Here is a 14,067-nt window from a genome sequence, read left to right as displayed (position 1 = left end):
ATCAGGGCCGCGGCAGCGCGGACACCCCCTGATAAGCGATCACGCAGGCGTTGAAAACCCTAGCCTTCTAGCATGACTGGCGTGCGGTCGCCCGCCAGATAACGGCGCAGCACAGCTGGATAAAGCTGATGCTCGAGCGGCAGCAGCCGCTCTGCCAAAGACTGCGGCGTATCGCCCGCCCGCACGTCCATCCGCGCCTGCCCAAGGATCGGCCCATCGTCCAGATCGGCGGTCACCTCGTGCACGCTGCAGCCGTGCTGCGCATCGCCTGCTTCTAGTGCGCGCGCGTGCGTATGTAGGCCCTTATATTTCGGCAAAAGCGACGGGTGGATGTTCAACATCCGCCCCGCCCATTTCGCCGTAAAGCTGGGCGTCAGGATCCGCATGAAGCCTGCCAGCGCAATCATCTCGATGCCGGCCTCTTCCAAAACCACTTGAAGTTCGGCCTCGAACCCCTCGCGATCTTTGGGAAAATCGCGGTGATCCACCACGGCGGTCGGGATGCGCAGCGCATTCGCCTTTAGCAAACCGCCAGCGCCCGGATCATTCGCAATCACCAGTTTCGCGCGCCCCGGATGATCGCCTACCATGTCTTTGGCCAGCGCGACCATATTGGACCCGCCGCCAGAGATCAGAATGCCGACCCGTTTCACTTCAGATCGCCCGTGTACCGCACGCCAGCGCCGTTCGCGACATGGCCAAGACGGTGGACCGTCTCGCCTGCTTCGGACAGCAGCGCAGTCAGCGCATCGGCGCGGTCAGCTGATACGACCAGCACCATGCCGATACCTGCGTTAAACGTCTTGAGCATTTCAGCCGTGGCGATATTGCCGACCTGCGCCATCCAGCCAAACACGGGCGGCAGCGACCAAGAGGTCAAATCAATTTCGCAGCCCAGATCATCCGGCAACACGCGCGGCAGGTTTTCTGTCAAACCGCCACCCGTGATATGCGCCAAGGCATGCACGCCGCCCGCCCGCACCGCAGCCAGCGCGGGTTTGACATACAGGCGTGTCGGCGTCAGCAAAGCCGTGCCCAAGGGCGCATCAGCAAAAGGCGCCGCGTCGTCCCATGACAGGCCGGACGCCTCTACAATGCGCCGCACCAGGGAATAGCCGTTGGAATGCACACCGTCGCTGGCCAGGCCAAGCAAGACATCGCCCGCGGCCACACCGCTTGGCAAATCTGCCCCGCGCTCCATCGCGCCGACAGCAAAACCAGCCAGGTCAAAGTCGCCGCCATGATACATGCCCGGCATCTCGGCGGTTTCGCCGCCGATAAGGGCACAGCCAGAGGCTTCACAGCCCGCCGCGATGCCTTCGATAATGCGGGTGGCCGAGTCCAGCTCCAGCTTGCCTGTCGCGAAATAATCCAGGAAAAACAGCGGCTCTGCGCCTTGGCAGACCAGATCGTTGACGCACATGGCGACCAGATCGATCCCGATCGTGTCCACATTGCCCGTATCAATCGCAATCCGCAGCTTGGTGCCAACACCGTCGGTGGCCGCCACAAGGATCGGGTCAATATAGCCCGCACCCTTCAGGTCAAACAGCGCGCCAAAGCCGCCAAGCCCGGCCATTGTGCCAGAACGCTGCGTGCGTTTGGCCGCTGGCTTGATCCGTTCCACGAGTGCGTTACCTGCGTCGATATCCACACCGGCGGCGGCGTAGGTCAATCCATCTGTCGTCATTTTGCGATCCCCGCGTCTGCCCAGTCCCTGACCCCCGCGCGATACCCCAAGCCGCGCTTTGGTGCAACGCCGCAACACGCCCTTGCAATGCGCGAAATTCCGCCGATGTGATGCAACCTTTTCGCGGCTGCGCAGTTATACTCACATGATGATACAGCGCATGATCCCCCTCCTCGCCCTTTTGGCCTCTCCTGCTGCGGCGGAAATTGTCCCTATGGACTTTTCCCCGATGGAGGACGGCCCCTGGATCGAATTGCCCGAAGGGGCCGCCTTTAACACCGCGCCGCCCACGTATGACGACATCATCGCGATGTCGGACCTTGACGGCGACCCCAGCGTGACCACCGCGAAAGAGCATGAAATGATCGCTTTGCTCAGCCAAGTCCTTGGCGCGTCTCCGATCACCAACTGACTTGACCCCGCCCGCCCATCCGCTATGCCTGCACGCGGCGGGCCTGTAGCTCAACGGTTAGAGCAGAGCGCTCATAACGCTTTGGTTGCGGGTTCAAATCCTGCCGGGCCTACCAACCGCCATCCCAATAGCACTACAACGAATCCAAAGGGCCAAGGCCCTTCATTCTTCTGGTCAAAAATACCTCGGGGGTTTGGGGGCTGGCCCCCAATGCAACACCTGCAAAGTACATCTCCCCTGCGCGTTTAGAAATCAACACCCCTGCGCCGCGAAAATATGGCGCGGCAGCTTGATCGACATCAACATCGGATCGCCTTGACCCGATTATAGTGATGATCTTCCGCGCGGACAGTTTTGACTGTGACCTGAGGGGGCGGTTTATCCGTCGCGTCCAGCCGGCCAAGGCAACCCGCGACGACGATTATCCGCAGACGCGGGATCGCGGTACCTTTGAAAGGATAATGCGATGATGCACGATTATGGAATGGGCTACGGCACGGGATATGGCCTGATCTGGACGATATTGCTGGTCGTGATCGCTGGCGTCGCGATTGTGGCACTGCTGAAATACATCAAGAAATAATACCCGAAGGAGAAACGCTATGACCTACACAATCAATCGGACCATCACCGGATCAGACTTTGAAGAGGTGGATGCCCGCACGCGTAAGGCGCTTTCTGATGCGGGGTTTGGCATCCTGACGGAAATCGACGTCGCTGCGACAATGCACAAGAAGCTGGACATCGACATGGACGCTTATCGCATCCTCGGGGCCTGCAACCCGCAGATGGCCTATCAGGCGATCCAGATCGAGCCGCGCGTGGGGGCCATGCTGCCATGCAACGTCATCCTGCGTGCGACAGAGACCGGTATCGAGGTCAGCGCCATCGACCCCGTCATGTCGATGCAGGCGATCGATAACGCAGACCTACACGCCGTTGCGGGCAAGGTCCGCGACCTTCTAAAAGCTGCGGTCGCGGCGATCTAATCATGCGCATCCGTGCCGGTCTTGTGGCCGTCGTTATGATTGGGGCGGTCGTCGCACTGTGTGTCTGGTGGTTCGCGCCGTCCATTCTGACCGACGCAAAGCGGCTGATGGACCGCGATACACTGATGGCGTTTGTGGCGCAGGCCGGGCTTTGGGGCCCGGTGCTGATTGTCAGCTTAATGGTGGTCGCAGTGGTGGCCAGCCCGCTGCCCAGTGCGCCCATCGCACTGGCGGCGGGCGCGGCTTACGGGCATCTTTGGGGCACCGTTCAGGTTGTTCTGGGGGCAGAGCTGGGTGCGCTGATTGCCTTTGGCCTTGCCCGGGTGCTGGGGCGCGATGCGCTGCGCCACATGTTCGGCGACAAGGTTGACGCAGGATTGCTCGGCTCGCAAAATGCCCTCATGGCAACGGTCTTTGCCAGTCGTTTGATGCCTTTTGTGTCTTTTGACCTGATCAGTTACGCGGCAGGCCTAAGTGGTCTGCAGCCTTGGCGCTTTGCCGTCGCAACATTGGCGGGCATCGTTCCCGCCAGTTTCGTGCTTGTGTATTTGGGCGGCGAGGCTGCAAGCGGCGACATGGGCCGGGCCACTTGGGCTGTTCTGGGACTTGGGCTTTTCACCGGATTACCCCTGCTTTGGGTCGCAACCAAACGGGGCGCGCAAGGCGACCGGACCTGACGATCGCGATCTGACCATACGGATTTGAAATCTGGCAGCGGATGGCCTGCGCAAGCCATCACAACACAGCAGAAAGTTGGCACCACATGGACCACGCGCATGATATGACGAAAGAGCCTGCCCCAGCGGGGGCGGACACGGCGACGGACCCGGTCTGCGGCATGACGGTCACCATCAAGCCAAAGGGACGGTCAGAGACGTATCAGGACCAGACGTTCCATTTCTGCTCTGACAAATGCCAAACAAAGTTCAAGGGCGATCCTTGGTTTTATGCCAGTGGCCGGGCTGCGGACAAACCCAAGGTTGTCGTCGCCGGCACGCAGTATACCTGCCCGATGCACCCCGAAATCGTCCGCGATGCGCCGGGGGCCTGCCCGCTGTGCGGCATGGCGCTGGAACCGATGACGCCCACGGATGAACCTTCGCACGAGCTGGTAGATTTCACCCGCAGGCTCTGGATCTCGGTCGCGGCAGCGGTGCCGCTGATTGTGTTGACGATGGGCGGTATGGTCGGCCTGCCGATCCGCGACTGGCTGGGGCATCAAATCGCGGCCTATTTGGAATTTCTGCTGGCGACCCCAATCGTGCTGTGGGCGGCATTGCCATTCTTCCAGCGCGGCTGGGATTCCGTCGTCAACCGCAGTCCGAACATGTGGACCCTCATCTCGCTTGGCGTCGGGTCCGCCTATACCTATTCGTTGTTCGCCACCTTCCTGCCGGGGGTGTTTCCCGCGATCTATCGCACGGATGGCGGGGTCGGCACCTATTTCGAGGCGTCTGTCGTCATCGTCGCCTTGATCTTTGTCGGTCAGGTGCTGGAATTGCGCGCCCGTGAACGCACCGGCGACGCGATCCGTGCCCTGCTTGATCTGGCACCGAAAACCGCCCGGCGCATCACGCCGGACGGCGACGAATACGACGCCCCGCTGGAAAACGTCATGGCCGGCGACCTGCTGCGCGTGCGGCCGGGGGAAGCGGTGCCGGTCGATGGCGAGGTCACGGACGGCCATTCGTCCTTTGACGAAAGCATGATCACCGGCGAAGCGCTGCCGGTCGAAAAGGCCAAGGGCGACACCGTCACGGGCGGGACGATCAACAAGACCGGCACAATCGCGATGAAGGCGACCAAGGTCGGCGCGGATACCGTGCTGTCCAAGATCGTCGAGATGGTGTCGAACGCCAAACGGTCCCGCGCGCCGATTCAGGGTCTGGCTGATCGGGTTTCGGCCATTTTCGTGCCAACTGTCGTGGGTGTGGCGCTGCTGGCCTTTGCCGGGTGGTTCATCTGGGGGCCGAACCCGGGGTTCGTCCATGCCATTGCCGCAGCTGTGTCGGTGCTGATTATCGCCTGCCCTTGCGCCTTAGGGCTCGCCACGCCGATCTCGATCACGACGGCGGCGGGACGCGGGGCGCAGGCGGGTGTGCTGATCAAGGACGCCGAGGCGCTGGAACGCATGGCGCGGGTCGACACCGTGATCGTGGACAAGACCGGCACGCTGACTATGGGTAAGCCCGAACTGACAGATGTTGTGGCCTTTGACGGCGCGACGCAGGACATCGTGCTGTCGCTTGCGGCCGCGTTAGAGCACGCATCAGAGCATCCTTTGGCAGAGGCCATCGTCGCCGGGGCCAAGGCCCGCGGGATCACGCCGTGGACCGCCACCGATTTCGAAGCGGTGACAGGCAAAGGCGTGAAAGGAACCGTCGACGGTCAGGCCATCGCCTTTGGGAATAGCGCGATGATGCAGTCCCTTGGGCTGGACACCGATGCGGCGACCGCCGCCGCCGAGGCGTTGCAAGAAGACGGCAAGACCGCGATGTTCCTTGCGCGCGACGGTGTGCTGATCGGGATCGTGGCCGTGGCGGACCCGATCAAAGACACGACCGCAGCGGCCCTACGCAGCCTGCACGATTTGGGCCTGCGGGTCATCATGGCCACGGGCGACAATGCCCGCACGGCGCAGGTCGTGGCCGACCGCCTTGGCATCGACGAAGTGCGCGCTGGCGTGCTGCCCGAAGACAAAAAGGCGCTGGTTGACCGCCTGCGCAGCGAAGGGCGCTTTATCGCCATGGCTGGCGACGGTGTGAACGATGCCCCCGCACTGGCCGCTGCCGATGTGGGAATCGCCATGGGGACCGGCGCTGATGTCGCGATGGAAAGTGCCGGGATCACGTTGCTGGGCGGCGATTTGACCGGCATCGTGCGGGCACGAAAGCTGGCAGTGGCGACCCTACGCAACATCAAGCAGAACCTGTTCTTTGCCTTTGCCTACAACGCCATCGGTATCCCGATCGCGGCGGGTCTGCTTTATCCCGTGTTCGGCGTCCTGCTGTCACCGATGATTGCTGCCGCCGCCATGAGCCTGTCTTCGGTTTCCGTCATCTCGAACGCCCTGCGTTTGCGCCGGGTCAAGCTGTGAGCGGGGCGCGGCACCGGGCGCGGCGGCCCGTGCCGCACAAGGCGCGCGGGATGACGACGCTGAACGTGCAAGCCTTCGCCTGAGGGCTGCCCCTTGCGCGGTACTTGCCGCGTCAGGTCATGCGCGACCAGTGCGGGTGCAGATCATCCACCGTCACGGGATGCGCGTGACGGTGCCCCGTGTCTGCATCCCGCAGATGTGGATGGTCTGCCGGCAGATCGTCGTGCCGATGCACAACGGGACCCTCTGCCGCTGCGGGCCACAGGATCACGGCCAGCACAACCGACGCGGCGGCGATCACGGACAGCACCGCAAATGTCGGTCCCATGCCGACCCGTGCCCCAAGCCAGCCCGCCAGCGGATAGGTGATTAACCAGCAGCCGTGCGACAGCGCGAACTGGGCGGCAAAAAGCGCGGGTCGATCCTCTGCCATAGCGGATCGCCGCAAAAGGCGCCCCGACGGCGTTTGGACCACCGCATAGCCAAGGCCCAGAATGACCCACAGCGCTACGATGCCGCCAAACCCCGCCGCTATCAGGATGGGTCCCGCAATCAGGCCCGCCGTCAGCACAATCGCGCCGCCCAGCATCACCGGACGGTCGGGGACCCGGTCCAGCAGGCGCGGCAAGGTCAGCGCGGCCAGCATCGACCCTCCCCCAAAGGCCGCCAGCGCCAAGGCGACTTGGCTTTGCCCCAAGCCCAGATCGGCCTGCACGATCACCACCGTATTGACGATTACCATCGCGCCAGCCGCTGCAACGCCAAGGTTCAGCGCCAGCAAGCCGCGCAGGCGGGGCGTCGCCAGATACAGCCGGATGCCGCGGGTCGTGCGGCTCCAGATACTGCGGGCGACCTCTGGCGCGGGACTTGGCAACGTCACCGATACCACCAGCGCGGCAGAGGCGAGGAAGCCGATCACCGTGCCGCCAAACAGCGCCGGAAAGCTGACCAGCGTCAGCAAGGCGGCTGCAAGCATGGGCGAGATCAGGTTTTCCAAATCATAGGCCAGCCGCGACAGCGACAACGCGCGGGTATAGTCCCGCTCATCCGGCAGCACATCCGGGATCGTCGCCTGAAACGTCGGCGTGAAACCAGCCGACGCAGCCTGCAAGGCAAAGATCAGCACATAGACCTGCCAAACCTCGGTCACGAAAGGCAAGGCAAGCGCGACCGCCGCGCGGATCAGATCCAGCGCGACCAGCATGCGGCGGCGCGGTAACCGTTCTGCAAAGGCTGCGGCGATGGGGGCCAAGACGACGTATGCCACCATCTTGATCGCAAGCGCCGTGCCCAGCACCACCCCGGCATCCGCCCCCGCCAGATCATAGGCCAACAGACCCAGCGCAACCGTCGCAAGGCCAGTGCCCAGCAAGGCGATGACCTGCGCGGCAAAAAGGTGGCGATAGGTCCGATTGGCGAAAATTTGCAGCATAACTTGTTTCGTCCTTTAGGTGGCGCGCGGCGCAAGCAAGATAATCCCGGCGCCGATCAGGCAAACGATAGCACCCGTGACATCCCATGTATCGGGCCGCCGTCCCTCTATCACCCAAAGCCAGACCAGCGAGGCCGCGATATAAACCCCGCCATAGGCCGCAAACGCACGTCCGGCGGCATCGGACGGCGATAGGGTCAGCAACCCTGCAAAGACCGCAAGGGACATCAGGCCGGGCAACAGCCAATAGGCCGAAGCGCCTTGCCGCATCCAGGCCCAGACCGCAAAACATCCGGCAATTTCGGCCAAGGCCGCGATGGCATAGATCGCAAGGGTGGGAAACGCTGTCATCCTAAACGCCCTGCCCCGTCCGGGCCTGATGGTCCTGCGCACAAAGACAATGATCGCTAAGCACCTCGATGACGCGGCAATCGGCGATGGTCCCTTTGGCGCATTGCGTGATCATGCGTTCCAATTCTGCCTGCAAGGCGGTCAGCCGCGTGATGCGCTCTTTGACCGCGACCAGTTGCTGTGTCGCGATCACGTCGGCCGCTGCGCAGGACTGGCTTGGGCTATCCGACAGACTCAGCAGGTCGCGGATCGCGTCTAGCGGAAAGCCAAGGTCGCGTGCATGGCGGATGAACGCCAGCCGTTCGCGCGCTTTCGCCCCGTACAGGCGCTGGTTCCCGGCGCTGCGTTCAGGCTCTGGCAGCAGTCCGATTTGTTCGTAATAACGAATGGTCGGCACCTTCACACCCGCCGCCTGCCCCAGTTTTCCGATCGTCAGCATAAGAAACCTCTTGAAGCTATAGTCACTAGAGACATTAGGTTGGTCGCTGAAGTGATACAAGCACCCGCATTCGCGGCACGAAAGGCGTAATCAAATGAGCAATGTGACCAGCTGCGAATGGACCGTGACCGGCATGGACTGCGCGTCCTGCGCAGGCAAGGTCAGAGGCGCAGTAGAACGTCTGCCGGGGGTCACTCAGGTCGACGTGGCCCTGATGGCCGAACGTCTGCGTCTGACGCTGGACGAGGCGCAGACCCCCCGTGACGGCGTGGTGGCTGCGGTGCAAAGACTGGGCTTTGGCATCGCCCCCAAAGGTCAGGCGGCCCCCCGCAGGGGCTTTGTCATGCCAGACGGTGCCTTTCCCGCGCCCGCAACTGGCGCGGATCACCTTGCGCCTGACGGTGCCCAAACCGGTCCGGCCACGGCGACGAGCACGGTGCGTCCTGACCCGTCATGGTATCAGACCGCCAAGGGGCGACTGGTGATCGGCACTGGTCTTTTGCTGGTTGTCGCTTGGGCGGTGAAACTACTTGCGGCGCCCCAGATCGCACAGGGGGCCTTTGTGATCGCCACGCTAATCGGCATCGCGCCGATTGCCCGGCGCGCGGTGAACGCGGCGCGGGCCTTTATGCCGTTCACCATTGAAATGCTGATGACCATCGCCGCCACCGGTGCGCTGTTCATCGGTGCCGCAGAAGAGGCGGCGCTGGTCGTGTTCCTATTCGCTGTGGGCGAAGTGCTGGAAGGCGTTGCCGCAAACAAGGCGCGGGGCGGGATCAGGGCGCTGGCGCAACTGGTGCCGAAAACGGCCCTGCTAGAGGTTTCGGGCCGCACGCGCGAAGTGCCCGCCGAAAGCCTGATGATCGGCCAGATCGTGCTGGTCCGTCCCGGCGACCGGGTGCCAGCGGATGGCGAGGTGATTGAGGGCGTGTCCGGTGTCGATGAAAGCCCCGTTACCGGTGAAAGCGTGCCGAATCTAAAAGAGCCCGGCCAAGCGGTCTTTGCCGGGTCTATCAACACCGAAGCGGCCCTGCGGGTGCGCGTGACTAAGGCCGCAGAGGACAACACGATCGCCCGCATCGTGCGTCTGGTCGAGGAAGCAGAAAGCGCCCGCGCCCCGACCGAACGGTTCATCGACCGGTTCAGCCGCGTCTATATGCCCGCCGTGGTGGGCGCCGCGTTGTTGGTGGCCATCGTGCCGCCATTGGCCTTTGCGCAGCCGTGGGACACTTGGGTCTACCGTGCCTTGGCGCTTTTGCTGATCGGTTGCCCCTGCGCGCTGGTCATCTCGGTTCCGGCGTCCATCGCGTCGGCGCTGTCAGCGGGCGCGCGGCACGGTATCCTGATGAAGGGCGGCGCTGTGATCGAGGCTGCGGCGCGCACGACCCATGTCGCCTTTGACAAGACGGGAACGCTGACGGTCGGGTCCCCGCGCATCACCGACATCGTGCCAATGACCGGAACGCAGCAGGATGTTCTGGCGCTTGGCGCAGGGATCGAGGCGGGCGCAAGTCATCCGCTGGCGCAGGCGATCCTGACCCGCGCCGCTGCGGATGGCATCACGCCCCTCGCCGCGACTGCCGCCCGCGCATTGCCCGGCAAAGGGGCCGAGGCCATCGTCGGCGATGCTTTGGCGTGGATCGGATCGCCGCGTTTTGCCGCTGACTCTGGCGTGCTGAACGCCAAGGCGCGCAGCACGGCCACCGCATTAGAGGAGGCCGGAAAGACGGTCGTCGCGGTCTTTCGGGCGGACCTATTGGTCGGCCTTGTGGCCCTGCGCGACGAACCCCGCCCCGAGGCCAGCGACGCCGTGCGCCAGCTCAGGGCGCTTGGTATCGCCGCTGTGATGCTGACCGGCGACAACAGCCGCACCGCCGCCGCAATATCGCAAACGCTTGGGATCGATCACCGCGCTGACCTGATGCCAGAAGACAAGGTCACGGCGATCCGCGCGCTGGCGGCCCAAGGGCGCGTGATGATGGTCGGCGACGGGATCAACGACGCGCCTGCGCTTGCCTCGGCCCATGTGGGCGTGGCGATGGGGTCCGGCACCGACGTGGCGCTAGAAACCGCCGATGCCGCGATGCTCCGCAACCGGGTGACGGATGTTGCGGGCACAATCCGGCTGGCCCGGGCCACGATGGCGAACATTCATCAGAACGTGACAATCGCGCTTGGGCTGAAGGGCGTGTTCCTGATCACGACCGTTCTGGGCATGACGGGCCTGTGGCTCGCGATCCTTGCCGATACAGGCGCGACGGTCCTTGTCACGCTGAACGCCCTGCGCTTGCTGACCTTTGATCCGGACAAAGAGCGGTAGGCGGCCGGCTTAGGCAATGCCCCGAGCCGGCTGCCAAGCCGCATCAATTTCCGCATCGGCCGCAATGCAGCGCCTGTCTGGTGTCTGAACGCGGCCGATCAGTAAAAGCTTAGACGCTGACCCCAAACAGGCTTCCGACGCCTGCGGTAATTGCCATCGCCGCTGCGCCCCAGAACAGGACCCGTGCGGTCGCGCGTGGTTTTGGCGCGCCGCCGACGTGCGCGCCAATTGCGCCAAGGCCTGCGAGACAAATCAGTGTCGTGATGACGACCACCGGAATGATCTTGTCGCTTGGTGCCAAAATCGCAGCGGCAAGCGGCAATGCTGCGGCGACGGTGAACGTCAGACCCGAGGCGATGGCCGCTTGTAGCGGGTTGGCGGTGTGGACTTCGGATAGTCCAAGCTCGTCGCGGACATGCGCGCCAAGCGCGTCTTTTTCGGTCAGTTCACGCGCAACCAAAGCGGCTGTTTCCTTCGTCAGCCCGCGCGTTTCATAGATCGAGGCAAGCTCGGCCTCTTCTGCTTCGGGCGTATCGATCAGCGCCTGTTTTTCGCGGGCAATATCTGCGCGTTCAACATCGGACTGCGAACTGACCGACACATATTCGCCTGCGGCCATCGACATCGCACCTGCGGCAAGGCCCGCCGCCCCGGCCACCAAAATGGCAGTGGGGTTCGGGTCTGCTGCGGCCACACCGACGATCAAGGACGACACCGAGACGATGCCGTCATTTGCGCCCAAAACGGCAGCCCGCAACCAACCAGCGCGATTGATATAGTGCAGTTCGACATGGGCAGATTCGTAGGGCGCGTTCATGGAATTCTCCAACTGTTGAAACGATGGTCAGGCGGTGTGCCCAAGCTTGATTGATGCGCGGAAACCGCGATTTGTGTCTGAAAGGGGCGAGACGATTTTCAATGTCGACGAGGTCCGTTCTGCAATTTTTTGCACGATCGCAAGCCCAAGACCGCTGCCAACACCGGCAGTATCGCCGCGGATAAAGCGTTCCTGCAATGTTTGAAGCGTGGCGGGCGGAACAGCAACGCAGTCATTTTCGACATGCAGCCAGCCGTCCCCTGACACCATGACATAAACCGGCGCATCGCTGCCATGGCGAAGCGCATTTTCGATCAGGTTACGCGCCACGATGGCCACGGCATCCGGGTCGATGTCACACTGCACCGCTGTGGCTGGCAGGTTCAGATCAATGCGCGCGCGGTCAGCGCGGGGCAGATCATCGACAACAAGGCGCACAACGACGCGCGCGTCATGCGGGGTGCCCGCAAGCAATTGCGCGCCCTCTGCGCGGGCCAGTTGCATCAGCTTTTCCGATAGCTGTGTCAGGCGCTTCAAGGTGTCTTCAATCGCCTCTGCGCGGCGCATGGTTTCGGGTTCGTCGGTGTGTTTGCGCAGCAGCTGCACCTGCGCAATCGCCCCCGCCAATGGCGTACGCAGTTCATGGGCCGCGTTGGACGCAAAGCTGCGTTCCGCATCGAATGCCGCGTTCAGACGCCCAAAAAGCTTATTCACGGTGCTGGCAATCGGTTCCAGTTCCGTCGGAAGGGTATCAAGGCTCAATGGTGCCAGGTCATTTGCGTCGCGCCTGGCCAGTTTGTCGCGCAATTGCCCCAAGGGGCGCAGTCCAAGCCCCAAACTATAAGCAATCCCTAAGATGCTCAGCGGGATGACAGCCAGCAGCGGCAGGGCCAGCCCCAACGCCAATTCGCGCGAAACGCTTTGCCGGTGGGCAAGCGGCTCTGCGATGGTCAGGGTGATCGTGCCCCGCACCGCGGCTTCTTGGTAAAACCGAAAGCCGTCCGTCTGATGAAAACCGTTTTGCGCGAAAGTCGGAAATAGATCAGGATCGGCCCGGTGAGAGCTTAGCAGGATACGACCCTGCGTATCGCGCACCAGATAGGTGAAGTATTCGTCATGCGCATCCAGCGCCGTAATATGCTGCGTCAGCCCTTCCTCCTCGCGGCCAAGGACGTCGACAACGGCCAGTTCAAGGATGCGCTGGCCTGTTTCCTGCAAGGCTGAATCAAAGACTTCATCCATCTCGCCGGACAACTGGCGCGTCGTGACCGCAGCGGTCGCTAGCCACATCAGCATCACCAAAAACGCCAGCGCCAAGGTCGTTCTGAACCTGATGGACCTTGGCCGTTTCATGCCTGCGACAACCGGTAACCAAGGCCGCGTTCTGTCGTGATGATGCTCGCACCCAGCTTTTTGCGCAGGCGGCTGATGTGAACTTCGATCGCGTTGCTCTCAATGTCGCTGTCAAAGGAATAAAGCCGTTCCTCTAACTGCGCCTTTGACAACAGCTGTGCCGGGTTCTGGACAAACGCCTCGAACAGAACCCATTCCCGCGCCGTCAGCGGGATGGCTTTGGTGCCGCGCGTCACGCTGCGCGCCGCGGTATCAATGGTCAGGTCATGCAGCTTTAGCACGGGGTTCGGGTTGCCGGAATAGCGCCGCGCGACCGCTCCGATCCGCGCAGAAAGCTCTGCCAGATCGAATGGTTTGATCAGGTAATCATCTGCACCGGCATTTAATCCCTCAATCCGGTCCGATATCTGGTCCATCGCGGTCAGGATCATGACGGGCACTTTGCTGCCGGACTTGCGCAGCGATTTCAGGAACACGATCCCGCGCCCATCGGGCAACATCAGATCAAGCAACAGCAGGTCGAATTTGGCGCTGGCAAATGCATCGCCAGCCGCATCCAGACGCATCGCCCAGTCAACACTATGGCCGTCACATTCGAGCTGCTCACGGATGGCCGCGCCGATGACCTTGTCGTCTTCGATAAGCAAGATGCGCATTGGGGTCCTTGATCTACAGATCGGATGGTCGGGCCTTTCGGCTACAGACTCAACCTGACGGTATCCTGAAGCACTTTTATGTTTTGCGTAAGGCTCCCGTCAGAATGGCGATCCATAAGTCATGCATGATGATTGCAACCGGAGTGCGCCCCATGGCCCATATCGCGACATATGCCCTTGCTTTGGCTTTGCCATGGGCCGGATCAGCGCAAGCCAGCGTGCGCTGTGATATTCCCATGACCCAGTGGCAGCCCCGCGATGCGGTCGTCCAATTGGCCCAGCAAAACGGCTGGGACGTCCGCCGTATCAAGATCGACGACGGCTGTTATGAAATCTACGCGACAGACGCTGATGGCCAGACATTCGAGGCCAAGATCAGGCCGGACACGCTGGCGATCATCGAAATCGAATCCGATGATGACGACGACCATGACGAACGCGGCGATCACGACGAACGCGGCGACCACTAACACCCCCATCAATTTGGGCTGCCCTAACCTGCATGTTCTGC

14 protein-coding genes and 1 tRNA gene are annotated in these 14,067 nt (G+C 62.5%); 7 read left to right on the top strand and 8 right to left on the bottom strand.

The features are described 5' to 3' along the window. Nucleotides 1-59: 59 nt before the first annotated feature. Nucleotides 60-611 carry a phosphoribosylglycinamide formyltransferase gene (purN, locus tag KBW81_RS07960; protein ID WP_254249018.1) on the bottom strand — a complete coding sequence of 184 codons (552 nt, stop codon included), beginning with the start codon at nucleotides 609-611 and terminating at the stop codon, nucleotides 60-62. Between the two features lie 38 nt (nucleotides 612-649). Then, on the bottom strand, nucleotides 650-1,690 hold the full coding sequence (gene purM / locus KBW81_RS07955) for a phosphoribosylformylglycinamidine cyclo-ligase (RefSeq protein WP_254248936.1): 1,041 nt from the start codon (nucleotides 1,688-1,690) through the stop codon (nucleotides 650-652). A 160-nt stretch (nucleotides 1,691-1,850) separates the two neighbouring features. Here purM and KBW81_RS07950 point away from each other — a divergent pair, with 160 nt between their 5' ends. From KBW81_RS07950 to KBW81_RS07930, 5 genes are all read left to right on the top strand, one after another. After that, nucleotides 1,851-2,102: a hypothetical protein gene (locus tag KBW81_RS07950; protein WP_254248935.1), complete on the top strand. Its 252-nt coding sequence runs from the start codon at nucleotides 1,851-1,853 to the stop codon at nucleotides 2,100-2,102. A gap of 39 nt (nucleotides 2,103-2,141) precedes the next feature. Next, a tRNA-Ile gene (locus tag KBW81_RS07945) sits at nucleotides 2,142-2,217 on the top strand. A 487-nt stretch (nucleotides 2,218-2,704) separates the two neighbouring features. After that, a complete protein-coding gene (locus tag KBW81_RS07940) occupies nucleotides 2,705-3,091 on the top strand; it encodes a DUF302 domain-containing protein (protein ID WP_254248934.1) in 387 nt (128 codons plus the stop codon). 2 nt (nucleotides 3,092-3,093) lie between these two features. After that, nucleotides 3,094-3,768: a TVP38/TMEM64 family protein gene (locus tag KBW81_RS07935; protein ID WP_254248933.1), complete on the top strand. Its 675-nt coding sequence runs from the start codon at nucleotides 3,094-3,096 to the stop codon at nucleotides 3,766-3,768. 86 nt (nucleotides 3,769-3,854) lie between these two features. Then, nucleotides 3,855-6,188, top strand: a complete 2,334-nt coding sequence (locus KBW81_RS07930; RefSeq protein ID WP_254248932.1) for a heavy metal translocating P-type ATPase — start codon at nucleotides 3,855-3,857, stop codon at nucleotides 6,186-6,188. A gap of 112 nt (nucleotides 6,189-6,300) precedes the next feature. Here the strand turns inward: KBW81_RS07930 and KBW81_RS07925 are convergent, their stop codons facing one another. From KBW81_RS07925 to KBW81_RS07915, 3 genes are read right to left on the bottom strand one after another with little or no spacing between them, the layout of a single operon-like run. Continuing rightward, entirely contained in the window at nucleotides 6,301-7,620 is a 1,320-nt protein-coding gene (locus KBW81_RS07925; protein WP_254248931.1) for an MFS transporter, read from the bottom strand. 15 nt (nucleotides 7,621-7,635) lie between these two features. Continuing rightward, nucleotides 7,636-7,971: a YnfA family protein gene (locus KBW81_RS07920; protein ID WP_254248930.1), complete on the bottom strand. Its 336-nt coding sequence runs from the start codon at nucleotides 7,969-7,971 to the stop codon at nucleotides 7,636-7,638. Between the two features lies 1 nt (nucleotide 7,972). Continuing rightward, nucleotides 7,973-8,410, bottom strand: coding sequence for a MerR family transcriptional regulator (locus KBW81_RS07915; protein ID WP_254248929.1), 438 nt, complete (start codon nucleotides 8,408-8,410; stop codon nucleotides 7,973-7,975). Nucleotides 8,411-8,504: 94 nt separating this feature from the next. On the opposite strand from KBW81_RS07915, the gene KBW81_RS07910 reads away from it, so the two are divergent. Further along, the gene (locus tag KBW81_RS07910; RefSeq protein WP_254248928.1) at nucleotides 8,505-10,730 is read left to right on the top strand and encodes a heavy metal translocating P-type ATPase; all 2,226 of its coding nucleotides are present in this window, start codon (nucleotides 8,505-8,507) and stop codon (nucleotides 10,728-10,730) included. A 109-nt stretch (nucleotides 10,731-10,839) separates the two neighbouring features. On the opposite strand, the gene KBW81_RS07905 is transcribed toward KBW81_RS07910, so the two are convergent. The 3 genes from KBW81_RS07905 to KBW81_RS07895 are packed head-to-tail and all read right to left on the bottom strand — an operon-like array spanning nucleotide 10,840 to nucleotide 13,556. Continuing rightward, complete coding sequence (locus KBW81_RS07905) at nucleotides 10,840-11,547, bottom strand: VIT1/CCC1 transporter family protein (RefSeq protein ID WP_254248927.1); 708 nt, start codon at nucleotides 11,545-11,547, stop codon at nucleotides 10,840-10,842. Between the two features lie 27 nt (nucleotides 11,548-11,574). Continuing rightward, nucleotides 11,575-12,900 (bottom strand): histidine kinase dimerization/phospho-acceptor domain-containing protein, encoded by a 1,326-nt coding sequence (locus tag KBW81_RS07900; protein WP_254248926.1) that lies wholly within the window; start codon nucleotides 12,898-12,900, stop codon nucleotides 11,575-11,577. Beyond that, a complete protein-coding gene (locus KBW81_RS07895) occupies nucleotides 12,897-13,556 on the bottom strand; it encodes a response regulator transcription factor (protein ID WP_254248925.1) in 660 nt (219 codons plus the stop codon). The genes KBW81_RS07900 and KBW81_RS07895 overlap by 4 nt, the downstream gene beginning before the upstream one ends. A 152-nt stretch (nucleotides 13,557-13,708) precedes the next feature. On the opposite strand from KBW81_RS07895, the gene KBW81_RS07890 reads away from it, so the two are divergent. After that, nucleotides 13,709-14,026, top strand: coding sequence for a PepSY domain-containing protein (locus KBW81_RS07890; RefSeq protein WP_254248924.1), 318 nt, complete (start codon nucleotides 13,709-13,711; stop codon nucleotides 14,024-14,026). The last annotated feature ends 41 nt before the right edge of the window (nucleotides 14,027-14,067 follow it).

It is taken from the genome of Loktanella salsilacus (assembly GCF_024206795.1).
Lineage (GTDB): Bacteria > Pseudomonadota > Alphaproteobacteria > Rhodobacterales > Rhodobacteraceae > Loktanella > Loktanella salsilacus.
Note: the sequence above shows the minus strand (reverse complement) of the source record. Positions and strands in the feature narration are given on the sequence as shown.